This is a genomic window from Mycobacteriales bacterium (assembly GCA_035995165.1).
Taxonomy (GTDB): domain Bacteria; phylum Actinomycetota; class Actinomycetes; order Mycobacteriales; family CADCTP01; genus CADCTP01.
Window position 1 is genome coordinate 47,612 of the sequence record DASYKU010000152.1, and the last position, 23,804, is coordinate 71,415.

The 23,804-nt window shown below is 73.8% G+C and carries 24 protein-coding genes; 15 read left to right on the plus strand and 9 right to left on the minus strand.

Going from position 1 to position 23,804, the window contains the following annotated elements:
• Positions 1-373 precede the first annotated feature (373 nt).
• Positions 374-2,830: an LCP family protein gene (locus VGP36_24905; GenBank protein ID HEV7657953.1), complete on the plus strand. Its 2,457-nt coding sequence runs from the start codon at positions 374-376 to the stop codon at positions 2,828-2,830.
• On the opposite strand, the gene VGP36_24910 is transcribed toward VGP36_24905, so the two are convergent.
• The gene (locus VGP36_24910) at positions 2,831-3,793 is read right to left on the minus strand and encodes a helix-turn-helix domain-containing protein (GenBank protein HEV7657954.1); all 963 of its coding nucleotides are present in this window, start codon (positions 3,791-3,793) and stop codon (positions 2,831-2,833) included.
• Positions 3,794-3,876: 83 nt separating this feature from the next.
• On the opposite strand from VGP36_24910, the gene VGP36_24915 reads away from it, so the two are divergent.
• Positions 3,877-4,767: an EamA family transporter gene (locus VGP36_24915; protein ID HEV7657955.1), complete on the plus strand. Its 891-nt coding sequence runs from the start codon at positions 3,877-3,879 to the stop codon at positions 4,765-4,767.
• Here the strand turns inward: VGP36_24915 and pstB are convergent.
• From pstB to VGP36_24945, 6 genes are all read right to left on the minus strand, one after another.
• Entirely contained in the window at positions 4,748-5,524 is a 777-nt protein-coding gene (gene pstB / locus VGP36_24920) for a phosphate ABC transporter ATP-binding protein PstB (GenBank protein ID HEV7657956.1), read from the minus strand. The genes VGP36_24915 and pstB overlap by 20 nt on opposite strands.
• A 9-nt stretch (positions 5,525-5,533) precedes the next feature.
• Complete coding sequence (gene pstA, locus VGP36_24925; protein ID HEV7657957.1) at positions 5,534-6,628, minus strand: phosphate ABC transporter permease PstA; 1,095 nt, start codon at positions 6,626-6,628, stop codon at positions 5,534-5,536.
• 1 nt (position 6,629) lies between these two features.
• Positions 6,630-7,634, minus strand: a complete 1,005-nt coding sequence (pstC, locus tag VGP36_24930) for a phosphate ABC transporter permease subunit PstC (GenBank protein HEV7657958.1) — start codon at positions 7,632-7,634, stop codon at positions 6,630-6,632.
• Positions 7,635-7,737: 103 nt separating this feature from the next.
• Entirely contained in the window at positions 7,738-8,859 is a 1,122-nt protein-coding gene (pstS, locus tag VGP36_24935) for a phosphate ABC transporter substrate-binding protein PstS (GenBank protein HEV7657959.1), read from the minus strand.
• A 204-nt stretch (positions 8,860-9,063) separates the two neighbouring features.
• The gene (gene mshD / locus VGP36_24940) at positions 9,064-9,939 is read right to left on the minus strand and encodes a mycothiol synthase (protein HEV7657960.1); all 876 of its coding nucleotides are present in this window, start codon (positions 9,937-9,939) and stop codon (positions 9,064-9,066) included.
• A gap of 13 nt (positions 9,940-9,952) precedes the next feature.
• Positions 9,953-10,663 carry a response regulator transcription factor gene (locus tag VGP36_24945; protein HEV7657961.1) on the minus strand — a complete coding sequence of 237 codons (711 nt, stop codon included), beginning with the start codon at positions 10,661-10,663 and terminating at the stop codon, positions 9,953-9,955.
• Positions 10,664-10,733: 70 nt separating this feature from the next.
• Here VGP36_24945 and VGP36_24950 point away from each other — a divergent pair, with 70 nt between their 5' ends.
• The 6 genes from VGP36_24950 to VGP36_24975 all read left to right on the plus strand — a co-directional run bounded on the left by VGP36_24950 (position 10,734) and on the right by VGP36_24975 (position 15,760).
• Entirely contained in the window at positions 10,734-11,537 is an 804-nt protein-coding gene (locus tag VGP36_24950) for an alpha/beta fold hydrolase (GenBank protein HEV7657962.1), read from the plus strand.
• A gap of 197 nt (positions 11,538-11,734) precedes the next feature.
• Complete coding sequence (locus VGP36_24955; GenBank protein HEV7657963.1) at positions 11,735-12,562, plus strand: hypothetical protein; 828 nt, start codon at positions 11,735-11,737, stop codon at positions 12,560-12,562.
• Positions 12,563-12,568: 6 nt separating this feature from the next.
• Positions 12,569-13,279 carry a DUF2993 domain-containing protein gene (locus tag VGP36_24960; GenBank protein HEV7657964.1) on the plus strand — a complete coding sequence of 237 codons (711 nt, stop codon included), beginning with the start codon at positions 12,569-12,571 and terminating at the stop codon, positions 13,277-13,279.
• Between the two features lie 219 nt (positions 13,280-13,498).
• Positions 13,499-14,332 (plus strand): sulfurtransferase, encoded by an 834-nt coding sequence (locus VGP36_24965; GenBank protein HEV7657965.1) that lies wholly within the window; start codon positions 13,499-13,501, stop codon positions 14,330-14,332.
• 1 nt (position 14,333) lies between these two features.
• Positions 14,334-14,642 carry a DUF1416 domain-containing protein gene (locus VGP36_24970; GenBank protein HEV7657966.1) on the plus strand — a complete coding sequence of 103 codons (309 nt, stop codon included), beginning with the start codon at positions 14,334-14,336 and terminating at the stop codon, positions 14,640-14,642.
• Between the two features lie 104 nt (positions 14,643-14,746).
• Positions 14,747-15,760: a hypothetical protein gene (locus VGP36_24975; protein ID HEV7657967.1), complete on the plus strand. Its 1,014-nt coding sequence runs from the start codon at positions 14,747-14,749 to the stop codon at positions 15,758-15,760.
• Here VGP36_24975 and VGP36_24980 read toward each other — a convergent pair whose 3' ends face one another.
• Positions 15,761-16,123, minus strand: a complete 363-nt coding sequence (locus VGP36_24980) for a DsrE family protein (protein ID HEV7657968.1) — start codon at positions 16,121-16,123, stop codon at positions 15,761-15,763. It lies immediately after the preceding gene.
• Between the two features lie 23 nt (positions 16,124-16,146).
• Here VGP36_24980 and VGP36_24985 point away from each other — a divergent pair, with 23 nt between their 5' ends.
• Positions 16,147-16,698, plus strand: coding sequence for an FABP family protein (locus VGP36_24985; GenBank protein HEV7657969.1), 552 nt, complete (start codon positions 16,147-16,149; stop codon positions 16,696-16,698).
• A gap of 92 nt (positions 16,699-16,790) precedes the next feature.
• Positions 16,791-17,420 carry a hypothetical protein gene (locus VGP36_24990; protein ID HEV7657970.1) on the plus strand — a complete coding sequence of 210 codons (630 nt, stop codon included), beginning with the start codon at positions 16,791-16,793 and terminating at the stop codon, positions 17,418-17,420.
• 400 nt (positions 17,421-17,820) lie between these two features.
• On the opposite strand, the gene VGP36_24995 is transcribed toward VGP36_24990, so the two are convergent.
• Positions 17,821-18,681, minus strand: a complete 861-nt coding sequence (locus VGP36_24995) for an aminotransferase class IV (protein ID HEV7657971.1) — start codon at positions 18,679-18,681, stop codon at positions 17,821-17,823.
• 67 nt (positions 18,682-18,748) lie between these two features.
• On the opposite strand from VGP36_24995, the gene VGP36_25000 reads away from it, so the two are divergent.
• From VGP36_25000 to VGP36_25020, 5 genes are all read left to right on the plus strand, one after another.
• Positions 18,749-19,786, plus strand: coding sequence for a folate-binding protein (locus tag VGP36_25000; protein HEV7657972.1), 1,038 nt, complete (start codon positions 18,749-18,751; stop codon positions 19,784-19,786).
• Between the two features lie 45 nt (positions 19,787-19,831).
• Complete coding sequence (locus VGP36_25005) at positions 19,832-21,001, plus strand: Fic family protein (GenBank protein HEV7657973.1); 1,170 nt, start codon at positions 19,832-19,834, stop codon at positions 20,999-21,001.
• 14 nt (positions 21,002-21,015) lie between these two features.
• The gene (locus VGP36_25010; GenBank protein HEV7657974.1) at positions 21,016-21,969 is read left to right on the plus strand and encodes a Gfo/Idh/MocA family oxidoreductase; all 954 of its coding nucleotides are present in this window, start codon (positions 21,016-21,018) and stop codon (positions 21,967-21,969) included.
• 64 nt (positions 21,970-22,033) lie between these two features.
• Entirely contained in the window at positions 22,034-22,786 is a 753-nt protein-coding gene (locus tag VGP36_25015) for a 3-keto-5-aminohexanoate cleavage protein (GenBank protein ID HEV7657975.1), read from the plus strand.
• Entirely contained in the window at positions 22,783-23,733 is a 951-nt protein-coding gene (locus VGP36_25020) for an asparaginase (GenBank protein ID HEV7657976.1), read from the plus strand. The genes VGP36_25015 and VGP36_25020 overlap by 4 nt, the downstream gene beginning before the upstream one ends.
• Positions 23,734-23,804: the final 71 nt, after the last annotated feature.

The window sequence follows — 23,804 nt, forward strand, 5'->3', positions numbered from 1 at the left end:
CCGGACGGGGTGAATCTGCGCCGGGGATTGGCGGTCAAGCGGGGACGGTCCGTACCATCCTCGCTGATCTTCCTACCGGGCGTTCTCGCAGCGTCCGGCCCCTCTGCCCGCCGATCCAGGGAGCCGACGCGTCGTGACGGACGTCCACGACGGCACCGCGGGACGCGGCCGGGACTCGCGGGGGGAGCCCGGACAGGACCTCGACGATCTGCTGACCCGGTGGGGGTCGGAGCAGACCGGGCCCTGGAGCCGTCGGTCTACCCGTCCGGACGGCCGTCATGCGGCTTCCGATCTGACTACTCTCGGTGACGATCTGTCCCCACTCCGGCCGGCGTCGGCGCTGTCGTCCGATCACGGACCGTCGTCGGCGCCCGTGCATCGGCCGGACCACCCGTCCTGGCCGGCGGAATCGGTGCCGCCGTGGGCGCCGCCGCCGGTGCCTCGGTACGAGACGCCGCGGACCGGGCAGGAGAACGAGGACACCGGCCGGCACCGGCCCGACGGGGTCCCGCCGTCGTGGGCGGTACGTCCCAGCGCTGCGCCGAACGGCGCTCACCCGGCGGCGCCGGTCGCCGACCTGTCCGGTCAGCCCCGACGGCCGGCCCCGCCCGGACCGCCGCGCTTCGACGACACCGGTGCGTACGCCGGCTGGCTCAGTGCGCACGCGGGGTCCGGTGCCGACCGCCCGAACCGGGCCGGCTCCGAGTCGTCCCTCGCCGGCGGTCCCCGGCCGCGCCGCGAGAGCGACGCCCTCGGCGCCGACTTCGGCCGGGAGGCCGGCCGCGGCGCGGATGTGGGCCGGGAGGCCGGCCGTGGCGCCGATGTGGGCCGGGAGGCCGGCCGCGGCGCGGATGTGGGCCGGGAGGCCGGCCGCGGTGACTTCGGCACCGACAGCGGTTACTTCGGCACCGGGCGGGGCGGTCTCGGGCGCGGCGACGATCTCGCGTCAGGCGGCCACTCGCCGGCCGGTCGCGGCGGGGACTTGCCGCCGGCCGGGCCCGGCTACTCGCCGCCCGGTCGGGCGGACGAGCGCACCGGCCGCTGGGACGAGCGCGCCGGAAGCTGGGACGGCGGCGGCCGCGCGGAGGACCGGCGGCCGGACGACCCGCAGGACTACGGGCGCGGGTTCGCCGCCGGCACCGGCCTGGAACCGGGCCGTGCCTCCGACCTGGACCGCGACGCCGCGTACGGCGGCTACCGGGCGCCGGCCGCGTTCGGGGTCGGCGCGCCCACCGGCGTCGCCCTCCTGGAGCGCACCCCGGACCGGTACGGCCTGTTCACCCACGATCCGGACCTCCCGCCCGAGCCCGGCGCGGACGATGACGACGACACCCCGGGCCGGCACCGCCGCACCGCCGGGCCGGCCCGCAATCGCCGCCCGCCCTGGGTCCGCACGATCGGCTGGGTCGGCGTGTGCCTGCTGGTGCTGCTCGTCGCCGGCGGCGGGTTCGCGGCGTACCAGTACAAGACGTTGTCCGGGAACATCCACCGGATCGACGCGCTGGCCCCCACCGACAGCGCCATCCGGGACGCGGCCAAGCAGCTGGACGCGGAGAACTACCTGCTCATCGGCTCGGACACCCGGGCCGGCGCGAACGGCGCGTACGAGGACACGGCCGGGCAGGTCAGCGGCGCGCGGTCGGACACCACGATCCTGGCCCACCTCTCGCCGAACCGGGACAAGGCCGAGCTGGTCAGCTTCCCGCGCGACTCCTGGGTGAGCCTGCCGGCCTGCCGCAAGACCGGCGGCGGCACCGAGGCCGCCCACGACGGGCAGTTCAACGAGGCGTTCTCGATCGGCGGCCCGTCCTGCACGGTGCTGGCGGTGCAGAAGCTCACCGGCGTCAAGATCAACCACTACGTGCAGGTCGACTTCACCGGCTTCAAGACGATGGTGGACGCGCTCAACGGCGTCTCGATCTGCAGCACGACCCCGCTGCGCGACGACGAGAGCGGGCTGCGGCTGCCGGCCGGGACCTCGCGGCTGGACGGCGAGCAGGCGCTGGCCTTCGTCCGCGCCCGGTACGGCATCGGTGACGGCTCCGACCTCGGCCGGATCCAGCGCCAGCAGCGCTTCCTCGGCGCGATGGTGCGCTCGGCGACGAGCACCAAGCTGCTGGTGAACCCGGTCGCGCTGACGAAGTTCCTGGGCGCGGCGACGAAGTCGCTGACCCTGGACAAGCAGACCTCGTTCGGCGACCTCAAGCAGCTCGCCGACCAGCTGCACGGGCTGGACCCGCGGAAGGTCAGCTTCCTGACCGCGCCGATCGCGAACCCCGCGTACACCCCGCCGGGCTTCCCGCAGCCGCCGTCGGGGCAGGGCGGCAGCCGGGTGCTGCTCGACGACACCGCCGGCCGGACCCTGTACGACTCGATCATCAACGACAAGCCGACCCCGCCGGCGACCCCGGGCAAGCCGACCGCGTCGCCGAAGCCGAACGTGCTCACGGTCGCGCCGCAGGAGGTCAGCGTCCGGGTCCTCAACGGGGTCGGCGTCGGCGGCCTCGCCCGCAAGGTCGCGGGCGACCTGCAGAGCGTCGGCTTCACCACGATCGAGCCGACCAACGGGCCGGCAACCGCGGTCACGACGGTCCGGTACGGGGCGGACAACAAGGACGAGGCGCAGACGCTGGCCGCGGCGGTGCCGGGCTCGGTGCTGCAGGCGGACGCATCGACTGATCTCGACCTGGTCATCGGCAACAACTACACCGGCGTGAAGACCGTGAAGATCGGCGATCCGGCGACGGCGAAGGCGGCCGTGGCCCCGAAGCCCAAGCCCGCCGCCTCCGCCACCCCGGCCGTCACCGCGGCCGACGCCCGCTGCGGCTAGCTACTCCCGGTCGAGCCGGAACGTCCGCCGGTACGCGTCCGGCGTCACCCCGCGCGCCCGGCCCAGATGCCGCCGCAGCGTCTCCGCGCTGCCGAACCCGGCCTGCCCGGCGACCGCGCTGACGGTGTCCTCGCCCCGTTCCAGCAGCCGCTCGGCCAGCAGCAGCCGCTGGGTCGCCAGCCAGCCGGCCGGCGTCGTCCCGGTGTGCTCCCGGAACCGCCGGGCGAACGTCCGCGGCGACATCAGCGCCCGGGCGGCCAGGTCGTCGACCCGCAGCGGCTCGTCCAGGTGCTCCAGCGCCCAGACCAGCACGCCGGCCAGGTCGTCCGCGTCCGGCGCCGGTACGGTCGTCTCGACGTACTGGGCCTGGCCGCCGGGGCGGTGCGGCGGGGCGACGAGGTCCCGGGCGATCCGGTTGGCGACCTCGGCCCCGTGCGCCCGCCGGACGAGGTGGAGGCAGAGGTCGAGGGCCGCCGTCGAGCCGGCGCTGGTCGCGACCGGGCCGTCCTCGACGTAGAGCGAGTCCGGCTCCAGGGTGACGGCCGGGTGCAGCCGGGCCAGCAGCGGCACGTGCCGCCAGTGCGTGGTCGCCCGCCGGCCGTCGAGCAGGCCGGCCGCGGCCAGCACGAACGCGCCGGTGCAGACGCTGGCGACGGTCGCGCCCCGCCCGGTCGCGGCGGTGAGCTCCCGGACCAGCTCGGCCGAGGGCGGGCGGCCGGCCGGCGGCGCCGCCCCGGGCACGACGATCAGCTCGGCCGACGCCAGCCGCCCGTACGGGTGGGACGGCGTCACCGGCACTCCGGACGTCGTCGGCATCGGCGCGGTGGACGGCCCGCAGACCGCCAGGTCGTACCCGGGCAGGCCCAGGTCGGTCCGGTCGAGCCCGAACACCTCGCACACCACGCCGAGCTCGAACAGCGGCACCGGCGCCACCAGCGCGACGGCGACGTCCCGGAGCGGCATGGGATCGAGTGTGGCAGATACTGTGGCACACCTGGCGGTCCGGCCACACGCCCTGATCGTCCGGAGCGGGCAGGGTCGAACGGGTGCGCTCGAGGACCGTGGCGGCGCTGGCCGTCGTGTACGTCGTCTGGGGCTCCACGTACGTGGCCATGCGGGTCGGCGTCCGGGAGCTCCCTCCGCTGCTGCTGTCCGGCGTCCGCTTCCTGCTCGCCGGCCTGCTCGTCTGGGCCTGGTGCCGGTACGGCCGGCCCGCCGCGTACCGCCGGCCGACGGGCCGGCAGTGGCGGTGGGCCCTGCTCCTCGGCCTGCTCATGCCGGCCGCGGGGACGGGCGGCGCGACCTGGGCCGAGCAGCGGCTGCCGGCCGGGACCGCGGCGCTGCTGCTGGCGACGATCCCGGTCTGGACGATGGTCTTCGCCCGGCTGGTGGACCACGAGCGGATCGGCCTGCCGACCGCGGCCGGGCTGATGCTGGGGCTGGTCGGCGTCGGGGTGCTGGTGGATCCGGCGGGGGGAGGCCTGCTCTCGGCCGCCGTCGCGCTCGGCGGGGCGGCCTGCTGGGGGCTCGGCTCGGTGCTGGCCGGGCACGCCGACGCCCCGCCGCAGCCGCTGCTCGGCAGCGGGCTGGAGCTGGTCTGCGCCGGCGGGGTGCTGCTCGGCCTCGGGGCCGTCGGCGGCGAGGCCGGCCGGGTGCCGGCCGGCGCGCTGACCGGGGAGTCGGCGCTGGCCCTGGCGTACCTGGTGCTGTTCGGCAGCCTGCTCGCGTACCCCTGCTACGAGTGGCTGCTGCGGCACGCGCCCGGCCGCCTCGTCGCCACGTACGCGTTCGTGAACCCGGTGGTGGCGGTCCTGCTCGGCTGGGCGCTGCTCGGCGAGGGCATCTCGGTCCGGACGGTCCTGGCCACCGCGGTCATCGTCGCCGGGGTGGCGCTGATCATCGGGGTCGGCCGAGCGGTCAGCCGAAGCGACCGGTGATGTAGTCCTCGGTGCGCTTGTTGGAGGGGTTGGAGAAGATCTTCTGGGTGTCGTCCATCTCGATGAGGCGGCCCGGCTGACCGACCCCGTTGAGGTTGAAGAAGCCGGTGCGGTCGGAGACCCGCGCCGCCTGCTGCATGTTGTGGGTCACGATGACGATCGTGTAGCGGTCCTTGAGGTCGCTGATCAGGTCCTCGATCGCCAGCGTGGAGATGGGGTCCAGGGCCGAGCAGGGCTCGTCCATGAGCAGCACCTGCGGCTCGACCGCGATCGCCCGGGCGATGCACAGCCGCTGCTGCTGGCCGCCGGACAGGCTGGCGCCCGGCTTGGTCAGCCGGTCCTTGACCTCGCCCCAGAGGTTCGCGCCCTTCAGCGAGCGCTCCACGACCTCGTCGGTCCGGGACCTGCTGACCCGGCCGGCGAGCTTGAGCCCGGCGATGACGTTGTCGTAGATCGACATCGTCGGGAACGGGTTGGGCTTCTGGAAGACCATCCCGATCGTGCGCCGGACGTTCACCGGGTCGACCTGGGAGCCGTAGATGTCCTCGCCGTCGAGCAGCACCTTGCCCTCGACCCGGGCGCCGGGGATGACCTCGTGCATCCGGTTGAGGGTGCGCAGCACGGTCGACTTGCCGCAGCCGGAGGGCCCGATGAAGGCCGTCACGCTGCGCGGCTCGATCGACATCGACACGTCCTCGACGGCCTTGAAGCTGCCGTAGTAGATGTCGACGCCGGAGACGTCGATGCTCTTCGCCACCGGGTTCTCCTATCCGCGCACCCGGGCGAACCGGGCGACGACTCGGGCGACCGCGCTCAGCAGGCCGATGATGATGATGAGGACGAGGGCGGCGCCCCAGGCCCGCTTGAACGGCTCGGAGTCGGTGTTGCCGACCGCCAGCTGGAACTGCTCGAAGATGAACGTGGGCAGGGACTCCTGCGGCACCTGCTCGACGGTGCCGGCGAACGGGTTGAACTCGATCCGCTGGTTGATCCCGACCAGCAGCAGCAGCGGGGCGGTCTCGCCCATGATGCGGGCCACACCCAGCATGATGCCGGTGACGATGCCGCCGAGCGCGGTGGGAAGCACCACCCGCAGGATCGTGCGCCACTTCGGCACGCCCAGCGCGTACGCGGCCTCGCGGAGCTCGTTAGGGACGAGCTTCAGCATCTCCTCGCTGGACCGGATGATCACCGGGAGCATGAGGATGAGCAGCGCCAGCGAGCCGGCGAAGCCGGACTTCTGGAAGCCGAGGGCGAGGATCCAGAAGGCGTAGATGAACAGGCCGGCCACGATCGAGGGCACGCCGGTCATCACGTCGACGAAGAAGCTGACGGCGCGGGCGAACCGGCGGCGGCCGCCGTACTCGACCAGGTAGACGGCGGCGAGCACACCCAGCGGGGCGGCGATGACCGTCGCCAGCAGCGACTGGATCAGGGTGCCGACGATGGCGTGGTAGATGCCGCCGCCGGGGTTCTCCGGGTTGATCCGGAACATCGAGTGGGTCAGGAACGTGCCGGACAGTGCGCCCGCCCCCTCCTGGACCGTGTACCAGATGATCAGCACCAGCGGCGTCGCGGCGAGCAGGAACGCGACGGTCACGAGCGTCGTGAACAGCCGGTCCACGGCCTGCCGGCGACCCTCGACGGCGAAGCTCACCCCGGTCTGCAGTACGCCGAACAGGACGACCGCGAACACCGCGAAGCCGGCCCGGCCGGCGAAGCCGGTCGTGGCCCACAGCAGCAGCGTGATGAGGATCGAGCCGACCGCGAAACCGGCCAGCGCGAACCGGGGCAGCCGGCGGCCGCGCAGCGACGGCCCGAGGGCCGGCGTACCGGTCCGGGGCTCGGTCGAGACAGCCATCTCAGGCTCCCTTCCGGGCCTGGCGGCCGATGAGCAGCTGGGCGGAGAAGTTCACCGCGAGCGTGATGACGAACAGGCACAGGCCCGAGGCGATGAGCGCGCCGGTGCCGGTGTCGCCGGCCTCGCCGTACTTCAGGGCGATGTTGGAGGCGAACGTGACGCCGCCGGTCTGGGTGATGTGCCAGCTGATCGCGTACACGTTCGACAGGACGATGGTGACCGCGAGCGTCTCGCCGAGCGCCCGGCCGAGGCCGAGGATCGAGGCCGAGACGACGCCGGCCTTGCCGAAGGGCAGCACCGCGGTGCGGATCATCTCCCAGCGGGTGGCGCCCAGCGCCAGCGCCGCCTCCACCTGCTCCCGCGGCACCTGCCGGAACACCTCCCGCGAGATCGAGGAGATGATCGGCAGGATCATGATCGCCAGGATGATCCCGGCGGTGAAGTCGGTGAGGTTGTTGGGCCGGTTCTGGGCCTGGTAGTCGAAGATCGGGATCCAGCCGAGCCACTTGTCCAGCCAGAGCGTGAGGCCGCCGAGGTGCGGGGCCAGGAACGCGAAGCCCCACAGGCCGTAGACGATCGAGGGGACGGCGGCCAGCAGGTCGATCAGGTAGCCGAGGCCCGAGGCCGCCCGCCGGGGCGCGTAGTACGTGATGAACAGGGCCACGCCCAGCGCCACCGGCACCGCGATGATCATCGCGAGGAGGCCGGTCAGCAGCGTGTGGAACAGCAGCGCGGCGATGCCGAACCGGATCGGCGACTCGTCCGGCAGCCACTGGGAGAACGTGAAGAAGTTCGCGGTGTTGTCGCGCAGTGCGGGGATCGACCGGACGATCAGGAACAGCGCGATCGCCGCCATGATCACCAGGACGGCGGCACCGGAGGCCGTGCTCAGCCCGCGGAAGACCTTGTCCCCGCGCCGTACGGACGCGCCGCTGATGTCCGAGGCGACCGGCGGTCCCCCGACGGACGGGGCGCCGGCCGCGCCGAGCGTCGGCTGTTCACTCATGGCCGCTCCTGTATGCCCGCTCGCTCATGTTGGTGCCGGTCTCCTCGCACCGGTGCGCCCCGCCGCCAGAGGCAGCGAGGCGCACCGGGGTGCTGGGGATCTCTCAGGCCGCGCTCAGCGCGTCGACCGCGGAGCGGACCTTGGTGGCCAGGCTGTCCGGCAGCTGCGAGTACCCGAGCTTGGTGAGCTCGGACTGCCCGCTCTCGCTCGCCGTGTAGGTCAGGAACGACTTGACGAACTTGGCCTGGTCGGCCGTGAGGCCCTGGGTGCAGGTGATCTCGTACGTCGCGAGGATGGCCGGGTACGTGCCGGCGTCCTTGAGGCCGTAGTTGATCTTCAGGACGATGTCCTGCGCGTCACCGGAGACCTCGGCGGCCGAGACGGCCTTGCCGACCGTGTCCGCGCTCGGGGCGACCGCGCCCGCGCCGACGTCCAGCTTGGCCGGGGTCAGCGAGTTCTTGGTCGCGTCCGGGCCGTCGACGTAGCCGATGGCGCCGTCGGTGCCCTTGACCGACTGGACCAGCGCGGAGGAGTCCGCCGCGCCCTGGCCGCCGGGCGCGGTCCAGGCCTGGCCGGTGCCGTACGTCCACAGGGACGGCGACTGCGCGGTCAGGAAGTTCTGGAAGTTCTGCGTCGTGCCGGAGTCCTTGGACCGGTGCACCGTCGTGATCGTGGTGCTCGGCAGCGTCGCGCCCGGGTTCGCCTTCGCGATCTCCGCGTCGTTCCAGGTGGCGATCTTGCCGGAGAAGATCTTCGAGAGGATGTCCGGGGTGACCGTGAGGTCGCTGACGCCCTGGACGTTGTAGATGAACTCGACCGGGGTCAGGACCATCGGCAGGTTCACGGCCTTGCCGCCCTTGCAGCGGGTGTCGGCCTTGCTCTTGTCGGCGTCGGCGATCGAGGCGTCGGAGCCGGCGACCGGGATCTGGCCGCCGTAGAAGGCGGTCCGCCCGGCGCCCGAGCCCTGACCCTGGTAGTTGATCGAGGCCTGCGCGCACTGGGTCTGGTACTGCTGGATCCACTGGGTGACGGCGGTCTTCTGGGCGCTGGAGCCGTCCCAGGACAGCGTGCCGGAGGCGCAGTCCACGGAGGCGCCCGACGCGCTGCTGCCGCTCCCACTGCCGCTGCCGGCGCTGTTGCTGTCGGTGTTGTCGGAGCCACAGGCGCTGAGTGCGAGCGCGCCCGCGACGAGGCCGACAACGAGGCCGTGCCGCTGGAGCTTCACGTACGTCCCTCCGAGGGAGTTTCGGGGATCCGCGCGGCTGGGGTGGCCGGGCGGGATTGTGGCGACCGGCATGGCACCGGCGCCGAGGACGACGGTAGGGACGGGAGGTTGCCGAGCGGACCAACCCGGATGAACGAGGCTTGAACAGGCTGGCAGCGGAGGCCGAACTGCGGGTGACGCCTGGGCGACCGGAAGGTGAACGCGCTACCCGGCGGTGGCGGGGCGCCGGAACTGCACGTCGGCGTCCCACTCGGTGAAGCCGAGCCGCTGGTAGAGCCGGACCGCGCCGGGGTTGTCGTCGTCCACGTAGAGCAGGACGTCGGCCGGCCCGCGGTCGCGAAGATAGCGCAGACCCGCGACAGTCAGGGCCGGGCCCAGGTGCAGGCCCCGGGCGTCCGGGTCGACGCCCAGCACGTACACCTCCCCGATGGGGGGCGGGCCGGGGTGGACCTTGGTCCAGTGGAAGCCGGCCAGGCTGCCGTCCGGCCGGACGGCGAGCAGGAAGCCGGCCGGGTCGAACCAGGGCTCGGCCTCGCGCAGCCGGACGTCCTGGGCGGTCCAGGCGCCCTGCTCCGGGTGGTGCAGGAAGGCGCGGGCGTTGACCGTGACCCAGGCGTCCTCGTCCTGGCCCGGGACGAACGGCCGCAGCGTGATCCCCTCGGGCAGCGGCCGGTCCGGGATCTCCTCGGCCAGCGACCGGCGCAGCTGCCAGAGGGTGCGCTCGGCGGTCCAGCCCCGGGCGGCGGCGAAGGCGAGCGCGGCCGGCCGACGCCCGTGCGCCCAGACCAGCTCGGTCCCGGCCTGCTCCAGCGCGTCCAGCAGCCGGCCGCCGATGCCCTGCCGGCGGGCGTCCGGGTGCACCACGAGCTCGCCACCCTCGTCGTCCAGGTGGGCGTAGCCGACCAGGGCGCCGTCGCGGCGGGCGAGAACGTGCCGGCCCTCGTTCTCGTGCAGGTCGATCAGGACCGGTTCGGACAGCGGCTCGACGCCGTCGGCCGCGGTGGCCGCGGCGGCCAGGTCCCGGACAGCGGACGGGTCCGGCTTCGTCTCCTCGACGACGACCGGACCCGGGCCACTCACGAACTGGACGGTACTACCCCACCGGGGCCGGAGCGTCCGCGGTCGCCTGCGTCGGAGGCTGCCGCACGAACTTGTAGCCGACGTTGCGTACGGTCCCGATCAGCTGCTCGTGCTCGGTGCCGAGCTTGGCCCGCAGCCGCCGGACGTGCACGTCGACCGTCCGGGTGCCGCCGTAGTAGTCGTAGCCCCAGACCTCCTGCAGCAGCTGGGCCCGGGAGAAGACCCGGCCCGGGTGCTGGGCCAGGAACTTCAGCAGCTCGAACTCCTTGTACGTCAGGTCGAGCGGCCGGCCGCGCAGCCGGCAGGTGTACGTCGTCTCGTCGATGGCGAGGTCGCCGGCCCGGATCACGCCGCCCTCGCCGGGCGCGCTGGCGGCCGCGCGACGGGTCACCGACAGCCGCAGCCGGGCCTCGACCTCGGCCGGTCCGGAGGTGTCCAGCAGCACGTCGTCGACGCCCCAGTCGGCCGCGACCGCGGCCAGGCCGCCCTCGGTGAGCACCGCGAGCACCGGCACCGGGACGCCGGTGGTCTGCAGCAGCCGGCACAGCCCGCGGGCCTCGGCCAGCGTGTGCCGGGCGTCGACCAGGACGATGTCGCCGGGCGGGGTGTCGATCAGCACGCTCACCTCGGGGCTCACCACCCGGACCGAGTGCGCGAGCAGCCCCAGCGCCGGCATCACCTCGGCGGTCGGCTGCGATGCTGCCGTCATCAGCAGGAGATCCACGAACGTCTCCACTCTTGTGGTGTGCACTGCGGGGAGAGGCGTCGTCGACTCGGTACGAAGGATAACCCGGATGGAATCGATCCAGGTAAGGACGGCCGACGGAGTACGGCTGTTCGGGATGCACGTCACAGTCGATCGCGGGATCGATGACGGGCGTGAAAAAGACCTGGCCATCGTGCTCGCGCACGGTTTCACGGTCTCGGTCGGGCGGCCGCACCTGCAGCGGGTGGCGCAACGGTTCGCCCGGGCCGGGGACGTGGTGATGGCGGACTTCCGCGGCCACGGCCGGTCGGCCGGCGGGACCAGCGCGGGCGACTTCGAGGTCCTCGACCTGGACGCGGTGGTGCGCTGGGCCCGCGACGCCGGCTACCGGCGGGTGGCCACGGTCGGCTTCTCGATGGGCGCCGGCGTGGTGATCCGGCACGCGGCGCTCGCGCCGACCTCGAGCGGGCTGCGGCCGGTGGAGCCGGTGGACGCCGCGGTCAGCGTGAGCGCGCCGTCGCGCTGGTACATCCGCGACACGGTCCCGATGCGCCGGGTGCACTGGCTGCTGGAGACCCCGAGCGGGCACTGGGTGGCGGAGAAAGCCTTGCGTACCAGGATCGCCGGGGTGTGGGGCGTGCCGCCGGACTGGCCGGTCGCGGTGGTCGGGCGGATCGCGCCGACGCCGCTGCTGCTCCTGCAGGGCGACCAGGACCCGTACTTCGGGGCCGAGCACGGGCGGGCGCTCGCGGCCGCCGCCGGGCCGTCGGCCGAGTACTGGGAGCTGGCCGGGTTCGGGCACGCGGAGGGCGCGCTGACGCCGGCCCTGGTGGACCGGATCGCCGGTTGGGTGGCGACGTCGGTCGGCCGGGCTGGCACGATGCGGCAGTGAGCCGACACGCCGCGCCGAGGGGTCGCCGCGGTCCTACGGTGGCGCCGCCCGCGGCCGCGCCACCGGCTCCGCGGACCCCGCACCCCGGGCTTCCGCCGGCCGCCCCGGACCGGACCGGACGCACCGGCGGACCGGAATCGTTCAACGGTCACTCCGATGCGCCCGGTGGAAGGCTTCCGGGTGGGGCGACGCGGTGGGTGGCGCCGGGGCACGAGCCGCCGCTGGTGGACCCGGGCGAGGCCCGCCGGGCGCAGCTGACCGCGGCCGGGCTCGCCGTTCTCGCCGGGCTGGTGCTCGGGCTCGGCGCGATCGCCGGCCGGACCGGCGTGGTCGCGACGGTCGCGCTGGCGCAGGCGGCGCTGGTGCCGGCCTGGGTCCTCGGCGCCCGGCGGCCGGGCCGCATCGGCGGCATGGTCCTCGGGGTGGCCGCCGCCGGCGCCGCGGACGCCGCGCTGCTGATCCGGGACCGCACGTCGCCGGCCGTGCTGCTGGGCGTGCTCGGCCTGGCCGTACCGGTCCTGCTGGCCCACCAGCTGACCCGCGGCGTGGTCCGGGTCCGGGTGACGGAGTCGCTGGCCGGGGTGGCCGTGCTGGTCGCGGCCGAGGTGGGGCTGTCGACGCTGGTCGCGCTGGACCGGGCCGACCTGGGCAACCGGCTGACCGGCGTGGTCGTGCTCGCCGCCGGGGCCGCGCTGGCGGTGGCCCGGCTGACCGACGCGGTCGCGCCGGTGCCGCGGATCGCCGACGGCCTCCCGTACGGGCTGCTCGCCGTCGTGCTCGCCGCGGTGGCCGGCGCCGCCGTGGGCGTGGTCACCGCGACCGGCCCGCTGAGCACCACCGAGGGCGCGGGCGTCGGCGCGCTGGTCGGCGCCGTCGCGGCGCTGGTCTCGGTCGGGACCGGGTTCGTCGCGGTGATGCTGCCGGAGCCGCGCCGCGCGCTCGCGCTGGCCGCCGTGTCCGTGCTGGTCCCGCTCGCCCTGGTCGCCCCCGTCGGCTACCTCACGGTGCTCTCTGTGGCAGGGTGACCCGCCATGCGCCGGCTGCTGGTCGTCCTGCTCGTCCTGGTGGCGCTGCTCGCGATCGCCGACCGGGTCGGCGTGCTGGTGGCGCAGTCCGTGCTGGCCGCCCAGGTGAAGAACCAGCTCGAGCTGGACCAGACCCCGGACGTGAGCATCCGCGGCATCCCGTTCCTCACCCAGGCCGTCCGCGGCAAGTACTCCGACGTCCGCGTGAAGCTGCCGGACGTCGACGCCGGCTCCGTGCAGAACATCGCGATCGACGCCCGGCTGCAGGGCGTGCACCTGCCGCTGTCCGCCGCGATCCACCGCGACGTCGACCGGGTCCCGGTGGACCGGATCAGCGGCACCCTCGACGTCCGGTACGCCGAGCTGGCCCGGGCCAGCGGCATCTCCGGCCTGAAGATCATCCGGGACGGGGACGCGCTGAGGCTGTCGGGCTCGGTCCGGGTGCTGGGCCAGCAGGTCGACGCCAGCGCGACCGGCCGGGTCGAGGTCAACGGCAACGACATCGCGATCAACGCCGAGCGGGCCGAGGTGGCCGGCGTCCCGGTGCCGCAGGTCGCGCTGGACGCGGCCGCCCGGCTGCTCTCGTTCCGGGTGTCGCCGACCAACCTGCCGCTCGCGTTGCGGATCACCTCGGTCGACGTGGGCGACACCGGGCTGCTGGTCAGCGCGGTGTCCGATGACGTCGTGCTGCGGCCTGACGACGTACAGGTGAACTGAGCCGGGGTTCCGGCTACTCTCGGGTCCATGGGCACCCTGCTCACGCAACGCCGCGCGGTCGACCTGTGCCGCGTGGGCAGCTGCCTGTGTCGCATGCGCTGACGACTCGCGCGCTCGTTCCCCGTACGACTCCCCGGCTCTCTGCCGCGCCTGAGGCGCGCGCCGCCGCGGGCATCCGCCCGACATCCGTACCCGAACCCACCCAAGGAGGTCCCCGGCATGAGCCGTGCGGACGTGCTCGTCACCGCCGACTGGGCCGAGCAGCATCTCGGTCAGTCCGGCACCGTCTTCGTCGAGGTCGACGAGGACACCAGCGCCTACGACAAGGGCCACATCGCGGGCGCCGTGAAGCTCGACTGGAAGACCGAGCTGCAGGACCCGGTCCGTCGCGACTTCGTCGACAAGCCCGGGTTCGAGAAGCTGCTGTCCGGCAAGGGCATCGCCAACGACGACACCGTCGTGCTCTACGGCGGCAACAACAACTGGTTCGCCGCGTACGCGTACTGGTACTTCAAGCTGTACGGGCACCAGGACGTGAAGCTGCTCGACGGCGGTCGCAAGAAGTGGGAGCTGGACTCCCGCGAGCTGACCGAGGAGGCCGTGCTGCGGCCGACCACCGAGTACAAGGCCAAGGACCAGGACTCCTCCATCCGCGCCTTCCGGGACGAGGTCGTCGCCGCGATCGGCCAGCAGAACCTGGTCGACGTGCGGTCGCCGGACGAGTTCGCCGGGCGGCTGTTCGCGCCGGCGCACCTGCCGCAGGAGGCGTCCCAGCGGGCCGGGCACATCCCGACCGCGCTGAACGTGCCCTGGTCCAAGGCCGCGAACGAGGACGGCACCTTCCGGTCCGACGACGAGCTGCGCGCCCTCTACACCGAGGCCGGGCTGGACACCTCGAAGGACACCATCGCGTACTGCCGGATCGGCGAGCGGTCCAGCCACACCTGGTTCGCTCTGCACGAGCTGCTCGGTGAGCCGAACGTGAAGAACTACGACGGCTCCTGGACCGAGTACGGCTCGCTGGTGGGCGTGCCGATCGAGAAGAGCAGCTGACATGTGCGGCGCACCCACGCAGGACGAGACGCTCGACCGGACGCTGCCGTCCAGTGTGGACCCGGCGACCGCGTCGATCATCCAGGGCCGGGTCGTCCGGGACGGCGATCCGGTCGCGGCCGCGTACGTCCGGCTGCTGGATGCGACCGGCGAGTTCACCGCCGAGGTCGTCTCCAGCGCGACCGGCGTGTTCCGGTTCTACGCGTCACCCGGCCGGTGGACGGTCCGGGCTCTCGCCCCCGGCGCGACCGGCTCGGCCGACCTCGAGGCCGGGTTCGGGTTCACCGAGACTCGCCTGGAGATCAGCTGATCCGCTGAGCCGTATCCGGTCCCGCCGGTGACACACTGGTCACCGGCGGGACGGATGCGCCCGGAGCGGTCGGCTTCGGGCCTCGGCGGGTGGAGCGGAACAGCGTGGCGAACACCGTGAGCAGCGGGCTGGGCAAGCTCGGCCGGTCCGCCGGGCTGATGTTGCTCGCCGCGATCCTCGCTGCCGGCGTCACCACGCTGGTGGCCCGGGCGGACACGCCGGCCGGCAAGGATTCCTTCTACGGCATGGTCGTCGGCCCGCAGGTCGACATCGACCGGGCCATCCCCAAGCTCACCGCGCTCGGCGTGAACACCGTCCGGCTGCGGATGTCGGTGAAGAACTGGGCCAGCCCGGCCGCGAACACCGGCGCGGACACGTACGACGGGGCGCTGGCGCAGGCGCCGAAGCTGGACGACAAGGGTTTCCGGGTCGTCCTGCAGGTCGACAGCGAGGGCGGCGCGATGCCGTCGTACGCGCGGGCCAAGGCGTTCTTCGAGTGGCTGATGGGCCGGCCCGGCGCGAAGTCGGTCGACGTGGTCGAGGTCTTCGGCCCGGTCACCGACACCGCCTCCAACGCCGACGCGTTCTCCACCACGCTGACCCGGGCCCAGCAGGCCGACCGGTACGTCGACGGCCCGCTCAAGGCCGCCTGGGACGTGGTCCACTCCGAGAAGCGCAAGAAGGTGCTCGGCGGCGCGTTCACGCCGTTCCAGCAGGCCGCGGACCTGCGTACGCCGGGGACGTTCAACCTGCAGACGACCCAGGCCTACGTCAGGGCCGGCTACCTGGACCGGGTCGACTACGCCGGGTTCCACCCGGACCAGGCCACCGTGGCCCAGCAGGAGGCGTGGGTGAAGCGGGCCACCGACCTGCTCGGCCGCAAGCCGGTCTGGGTGTCGGAGTGGCAGCTGAACCGGCAGGCGTTCCCGAACGACGGGGCGTACCTGAACGCGATGAGTCAGACCCTGACCGACCTGCGCGCGAAGCTGGGCACCGCCTGCTACTCGGGCTTCACCGAGCAGGAGGGCGTGGTGCCGGTGACGCAGGGCGGGCTCGGCGGGTACCGGGAGGACGACCCGGCCTACGCCGCGTACCGGAACTGGCCGAAGAAGAAGTAGTCAGTAGACGAGCGCCTGGGCGCCCTCGGCCAGCGCCTCCTCGACGAACGTGGCCGCGCCGGCGATCCGGATGCCGGGCAGCACGTCGTCCGGGCCGATGTCCCGCCGGGCCGCGCACTGCGTGCACAGCGTGACCCGGCCGACGGCGAGGACCGCGGCCAGCAGGTCCGGCAGCGGCGCGGCGTGCGGCAGGTCGAACTCCGCCGCCCGGCCCGGCAGCGCGAACCAGGCCGATTCGCCGGTCAGCCAGAGGCTCGTCGGGACCCCGGCGGCGACCGCGGTGGCAGCGACCGTGAAGGCCTGACCGCAGCGCTCGGGGGCGTCCGAGCCCGCGGTCACCTTGACGACGAGCGAAGTGGCCATGTCCGTGAGCCTAAGATCCTCCGGTGGCTGCGCCGACGTGGACCGACATCCCGATCCCGGACGAGACCGCCGACCTGCGCGAGGGGCCGGACCTGCATCCGACCCTGCTCCCGCTGCTGCCGCTGATCGGCACCTGGCGCGGGACCGGCCGCGGCGGCTACCCGACGATCGAGGACTTCGACTACGGGCAGCAGGTGACGTTCGCGCACGACGGCCGGGGCGTGCTGCGGTACGAGTCCCGGGCCTGGCTGCTGAACGAGGACGGCTCGGTGCTGCGGCCGGGCGCCCGGGAGACCGGGTGGTGGCGGCCGGGCGCGTCGCCGGACGAGCTCGAGCTGCTGCTGGCCCACCCCACCGGCATCGTCGAGATCTACGTCGGCCGCGCGACCGGGACCACCCGCTGGGAGCTGTCCACCGACCTGGTCGCCCGGACCGCGACGGCCAAGGACGTCACCGCCAACCACCGGCTCTACGGGATCGTCGACGGGGCGCTGCTGTACGCGGTCGACATGGCGGCGATGGGTCAGCCGCTCCAGCCGCACCTGTCGGCCCGGCTGGAACGGGTCGGCGGCTGAGTGTGGTGCCTGCTGTGCGGCCGGCGTGGCTGTGCTGCGACAGCCGGGCGCCCTGGCCGGGCCGCGCGGTCCGGCCTGGTAGACAGGCAGCCGTGAAAGCCGTGCTGGTCGCGTTCGTCGCGGTGTGCGCGGTCGGCGCGGCCGGGTGCACAGCGGTGGCCGGGCCGGCCACGCCGGTGGCCGCGGCGACCGAGCCGGTCGCGGCCGGCTCGTCCGGGCTGACGGCCGACCTGCTCTCGGTCTCCGACCTGCCGCTCGGTTTCCAGGCCCAGGACGGGACGGCGGCCGCGGCCGCGCTGGGCTGCGCCGGGATCGACGGGGTCTACCTGCCGGCCGGGGCGTCCGAGCACGCCGCGGTCTCCTTCGCGCACTCGCTGAGCTCCGCGTTCGTCAACGAGACGATCAGCCGGCGGCCGGGCGGGGCGGCCGTGGCGGCGCTGGCCGCGTTCGGGGCGGCGGCGAAGGACTGCGCGCGGTTCGCCGGGCCGGACGGGACGGCGTACACGGTCAGCGCGGTGACGCTGCCGCGGTACGGCGACGGGTCGGCCGCGGTCCGGGTGACCTCGGCCCTGGCCGAGGGCCGCGAGGTCGAGCTGGCGGCCGTGCGCGTCGGCGACATGCTGATCGCCGTGGCTGCGGCCGGCACCGGCGCCGGCGACGCCGACCTCACCAGGACCGTCCTCGACCGGGCCCTGGCCAAACTCACCCGCACCGGCCACTGATCCGGTCCGCGCCGCGGACCCGCCCCGACCGGTCCGCCGGTCTCCCGAACAGTTCGCGGGGTCCTTCTAAGAAATCGCGTCCGCGGCTGGGCCGGAGCGCGAATGAGGAAGGCCCCCGAGCGCTGCGGGTCTGCGTACAGATCTCCGCACCGACTGGACGGGTCGGCGGCTCGGGGGCCCGGTGGCTGTCGTGGATTCGCCGCCGCCCTCATCAGGCGAACAGGTGGCGAGCCACACAGTGTCCTCAACTGAGGGGCGGCTAGCTGACAGCCACCTCACGTGTCCGAGACATATGCAACTCTGGACCACCTCCCTCCTCGTGTACGAGAAGAGTACGTCGCCCCGGGGCCCCTCGCAAAGGTTTTCGCCGGTGGCAAAAACAGCCCTCTGAGCTGGGAGTTCACGAAGTGGGGAGATCGCCCCCGGCCGCCCGCAGGACCCGCGCGGTGATCTCCGGGTCGGTCGCCAGCGGCTTGCCGTCGAGGATGTTCACCGCGGCCGCGATGCGCACGCTGGACAGCAGCCAGACGCCGTCCGCACCGTGCAGATCCTCGACCGTGCCGCGCTGGATCTCGGTGCCGAAGCCGGCCGTGGCCGCCCCGGCGAACAGGTGCCGGACGGTGACGCCCTCGAGGATCCCGAGCGGCCCGGGCGGCGGCGTCCGCAGCACGCCGCCGGCCAGCCAGACCACGGTCGCGGTCGGCGCCTCCAGCAGCTGCCCGTCGGCGGAGACGAAGACGACGTCGTCGGCGCCGGACGCGCGGGCGTAGCGCAGCGCGGCCATGTTGATCGCGTACGAGGTCGCCTTGACGCCGCCGAGCAGCCAGGGCGCCTCGACGGTCGCGTCCGCGGTCAGGCCGCGGTCGAGGGTGATGACGCTGACGCCGTGCCGCCGCTCGTACAGCTGCCGGTCGGTGGTCGGGGACAGCAGCGCGAACGCGGTCGGCGCGCCGCCCTCGGTGCGGCCGCGGGTGACGATCAGCCGCAGGACCCCCTCGCGCGGGTCGTCCCAGGCCGCGAGCATCGTGCCGGCGAGCTCGCGCCAGCCGGCCGGGTCGATCGGCGGCAGGTCCAACGCGGTCATCGACCGGGCCAGCCGGTTCAGGTGCAGGTCCAGGTCGTCGAGGCCGCGGTCGGCCCGGACCCGGACCGACTCGAAACAGCCGTCGCCGCGGACGAGCCCGAGGTCGTCGGCCCGCATGTGCGGCGCGGTGGGGTCGACGAGGCCGACCCCCAGGATTCCCACCAACCCGTCCGTCATCCGACCGACCCTAGTCGTCGTGCCGGACGTCACGGTGGCCCGCGGCCGGGCGGCGGATACTGGACGGGTGACCTCCGCGCCGACGCTCGCCTCGCCCCTGCTCGAGCTGCCCGGGGCCGTGCCCGCCGGCGGCCCGGACGCCGGGGTGGCACTGCACTACGGGGACCCGATCCGGGAGGAGCGGGCGCTGGCCCGCGGCACCGGCTGGGTCGACCGGAGCAACCGCGGCGTGATCGCGGTGCCGGGCGCCGACCGGCTGTCCTGGCTGCACTCGATCACTTCTCAGCACCTGTCCGCGCTGGCCGACGGCACCGGCACCGAGGGCCTGGTGCTGTCCCCCCACGGGCACGTCGAGCAGCACTTCGTGGTGGCGGAGCTGGCCGGGACGACCTGGCTGGACACCGAGCCGGGGGCGGTCCCGGCGCTGCTGGCGTACCTGAATTCGATGCGGTTCCTGCTCCGGGTCGAGCCGCGGGACGCGACCGCCGAGCTGGCCGTGCTGACGGTGGCCGGGCCGGGCGCGGCGGCCGTGCTGGCCGGCGCGGACCTGCCCGCGCCGGCGGACGTCTGGACGGTGCTGCCGATCGAGGGCGGCGGGTTCGCGCGGCGGACCCGGACCGACGAGATCGACCTGCTGGTCCCGCGGGCGGTGCTGACGACGGTCGCGGAGAAGCTGACCGCGGCCGGGGCGAGCCCGGTCGGCAGCTGGGCGTACGAGGCGATGCGGGTCGAGGCCCGCCGCCCGCGGCTCGGCTTCGAGACCGACCACCGCACGATCCCGCACGAGGTCGGCTGGATCGGCACCGCGGTGCACCTGGACAAGGGCTGCTACCGGGGCCAGGAGACGGTGGCCCGGGTGCACAACCTGGGCCGGCCGCCGCGCCGGCTGGTGCTGCTGCACCTCTCCGGCGAGCGCGACGAGCTGCCCGCGCCCGGCACCCCGCTGCTGCTCGACGGCCGTACGGTCGGGTTCCTCGGCACGGCCGCCCACCACCACGAGCTCGGCCCGGTCGCCCTGGCCGTCGTCAAGCGCACCGTCGCCGACGGCACCGTCCTCGACGCCGCCGGCATTCCCGCCGCCGTCGACGGGGAGATTGACGGTTGATCCATCGAGGTTGACGAATCATTCGTCAACCTCGACGCTGATCGCATGCTGTTCCAGGTGCCCGCGCTGACTGACGAAGACCGTCACGTCCTGTCCGAGATCGATGACCTCCGGTCAGTGCTGGGCTTTCATCTGCGCGACGCGCGCCGCTGGAAGGGACAGCTGCGCCGCAACCTCCGGGCGCGCGCGATCCGCGGCTCCAACAGCATCGAGGGCTACGACGTCACGTTGGACGACGCGGTCGCACTGCTGGAGGACGAGGAGCCGCTGGACGCGGACAAGATGACCGTCCTCGAGATCGTCGGCTATCGGAACGCGCTCACGTACGTCCAGGAGCTGGCCGGCGACGAGCACATGGTCGTCGACGAGTCGCTGCTGCGCAGCCTGCACTTCATGATGATCGGCCACGACCTCACGAAGAGCCCGGGCCGCTATCGGCGCGCGCCGATCTACGTCTACGACGAAGAACACCAGCGGCAGGTCTACGAGGGCCCGAGCAGCGAGCGCGTGCCGGAGCTGATGGCGGCTCTGGTCGCCGATCTGCAGGCTCCGGACGATGCGTGCCCGATCTTCGTCCGCGCGGCGATGGCCCACCTGAACCTCGTGATGGTCCATCCGTTCGGGGACGGGAACGGGCGGATGGCGCGGGCTCTGCAGACCTTGATCTTGGCCCGGGAGCGGATCCTCACCCCGGAGTTCAGCAGCATCGAGGAGTGGCTGGGCCGGAACACTGCCGCCTACTACGAAGTCCTGGCCAGGACCGGCGGCGGGCGGTGGCAGCCGGATCGGTCCACCCGAGACTGGGTGAGGTTCAACCTCACCGCCCATCACATCCAGGCCCAGACCGTCCTGCGGCGCGTCGACGACAGCAGCCGGATGTACGTGACGCTCGAGTCGCTGGTGGACAGCCGGCGGCTCCCGGAACGGACGACGTTCGCCCTGTACCCGGCGGTGTTCGGCCTGCGGGTCCGGCGGTCGGTCTACCAGAAGGATGCGGAGATCGAGCCCGGCACTGCGGCCAGAGATCTCCGCATGCTGGTGGACGCCGGTTGGCTCGAGGCGCGGGGCGAGACGAAGGGCCGGTATTACAGTCCGACGCCGGAGCTGCTCCGGATCCGCCAGGACGCGCTCGGCGACCGGCAGCCGCTCCGGGACCCCTACGGGGTGGGGGAGCAGCTGGAGATCTCCGGGGTGCTTGGATCGGCTGGGTCGTGACGGAGGGAGCCGGTATGCGGTGGGGGATCCTGGGGCCGGGGCGGATCTCGCGCTCGTTCCTGACCGGGCTGGCCGGGTCGGCGACCGAGCATGCGGTCGCGGTCGGCAGCCGGGACCTGGCCCGGGCCGAGGCCGCGGCCCAGGAGTTCGGGGTCGACCGCGCGTACGGCTCGTACGAGGAACTGCTCGCCGACGACACGGTCGAGGCGGTCTACGTCGGCACCCCGAACTCGGTGCACGCGCCGTGGGCGATCGCGGCCGCCGCGGCCGGCAAGCACGTGCTCTGCGAGAAGCCGCTCGGGGTGTCGCCGGCCGAGGCCGAGTCGATGTTCACCGCGGCCCGGGAGCACGGCGTCCGGCTGATGGAGGCGTTCATGTACCGCTTCCACCCGCGCACGCTCCGGCTGGCCGAGCTGGTCGCGGCCGGCGACATCGGCACGCCGACGCTGGTGCGGGCGTCGTTCGGGTTCGCGGTCGCCGACACCGCGAACGTCCGGCTGTCCGCGGACCTGGCCGGCGGCGCGCTGATGGATGTCGGCTGCTACCCGGTGAACGCGGCCCGGATGCTGGCCGGCCCGGTCGCGCGCGCCTCCGCGAACGCCCGCTGGCAGGACGTCGACGTGACCCTGGCCGGCCTGCTCGACCACGAGGGCGGCGCGCTGAGCCTGGTCTCCTGCAGCCTGGTCAGCGGGCGGCACAACGTCCTGCAGGTGATCGGTGCCGACGGCGTGATCGACATGCCCGAGGCGTTCACCCCGCCCAAGGACCAGAGCTCCACGCTGCTGGTCGCCCGGGGTACGAAGACCGAGGAGCTGACCTTCCCGCCGGTGGACCAGTACACGGCCGAGGCCGAGGGGTTCGCCGCGCTGGTCGCGGCCGGGCACGACGCGGACCTGCCGCAGATGCCGCTGGTCGAGTCCCTGGACAACGCGCGCACGATCGAGGCGTTGCTGGCGAGCGCGCGCTAAGCCGGAGCTGGGTCCGGACCTCGTCGGGTGGGTCCTGGTTCCGTCGGTCTGACACGATCGCGGCATGCCCGCGACGACGATGATCACGGTGGCCCCCACCGGCGCGGAGAGTGCCCGGAGCGATGTCCCGGCGCTGCCGGTGACCCTCGACGAGCTGGTCCGGACGGCCCGGTCGTGCGCCGACATCGGCGCGAGCGTGCTGCACCTGCACGTCCGGGACGCCGAGGGCCGGCCGACCCTCGACCTCGCGTACCTCACGGAGGCCGTCGCCGCGCTGCGGGAGTCGACCGACCTGGTCGTGCAGCTGGCCGGCGGCCCGGTGCGGGCGTTGGACGCCGACCCCGATGCGGCCAGCTGCCCGGTGAGCCCGGAGCTGCACACCGTCCTGCGCGACCGCCGGATCGTCCCCGCGTACCGGATCGACGACCTGGACCAGCTGGCGACGCTGCGGCGACTGCTGGACGAATACGGCCCGCCGTACGGCGAACGCGTGCATTGCACCCTGGTCATGGGCCTCCCGGGCGGGATGCCGGGCACGGTGCCGGCGCTGGCCGCCGCACTGCAGGCACTGCCGCCGGAGGCGACGTTCACGGCCACCGGTGTCGGCGCGGCCACGATCCCGGTCATGCTGGCCGCGCTCGCGGCTGGCGGTCACCTGCGGGTCGGCCTGGAGGACACGCTGGCGTACGGGCCCGGGCAGCCGGTGCGGGACAACGCCCAGCTGGTCGCGCGCGCGGCCGGGCTGGCCCGGATCGCGCAGCGACCACCGGCCACGCCGGCCGAGGTCCGCACGCTGCTCGGGATCGGGGCGGCATGAGCCCCGTGGTCGTCGAGGTCGTCCGGTCCGGGTTCGTCGAGAGCGTCCATCACGGCAGCGCGGTCGTGCTGGGCCCGGACGGGTCGGTGGTCGCCGCGGTCGGCGACCCGGACGCGCCGATGCTGCCGCGCTCGGCCAACAAGCCGCTGCAGCTGGCCGGGATGCTCCGGGCCGGGCTGCGGCTCGACCCGCCCGCGCTGGCCCTCGGCGCCAGCTCGCACTCGGGCGAGCCGACGCACGTCGAGCGGGTCCGGGCCCTGCTGGCCGGCGCCGGGCTCGGCGAGGACGCGTTGGCCTGCCCGGCGTCGCTACCGCTGGACGAGCAGGCCGCGCACGAGGTGCTGCGCACCGGCGGCGGTCCGACCCGGGCGCAGATGAACTGCTCGGGCAAGCACACCGCGATGCTGCTCACCTGCGTGGCCAACGGCTGGCCCACGGCCGGGTACGCCGAGCGGGACCACCCGCTGCAGGTCGCGATCCGGGCCACGGTCGAGGAGCTGGCCGGCCAGCCGGTGACCGCGGTGGCGGTCGACGGCTGCGGCGCGCCGCTGCTCGGGCTGAGCCTGGCCGGGCTGGCCCGGGCCTTCGCCCGGCTGGTCACCGCGGCCGACGGCACGCCCGAGCGGGCGATCGCCGACGCGATGCGGGCGTACCCGGAGCTGGTCGGCGGGACCGGCCGGGACGTCACCCGGCTGATGGCGGGCGCGCCCGGGGTGCTGGCCAAGGACGGCGCCGAGGGTGTGTTCGCCGCCGCCACGCCCGGCGGCGCGGCCGCCGCGGTGAAGATCGCCGACGGCACGGCCCGGGCCCGTACGCCGCTGCTGGTCGACGCGTTACGCCGAACGGGCCTGCACGCTGCGGTGTTGGATGAGCTCGCTGCGCCGCCGGTTCTCGGCGGAGGTCACCCGGTCGGGTCAATTCGCTCGCGCGACGACGCCTGGGTGTAATCACCGGCGGCTCCAGATGCGGTACGTTCTCCCGCCGTGGGGGACTCCGGCACCGACAGCGAGCCTCCGTC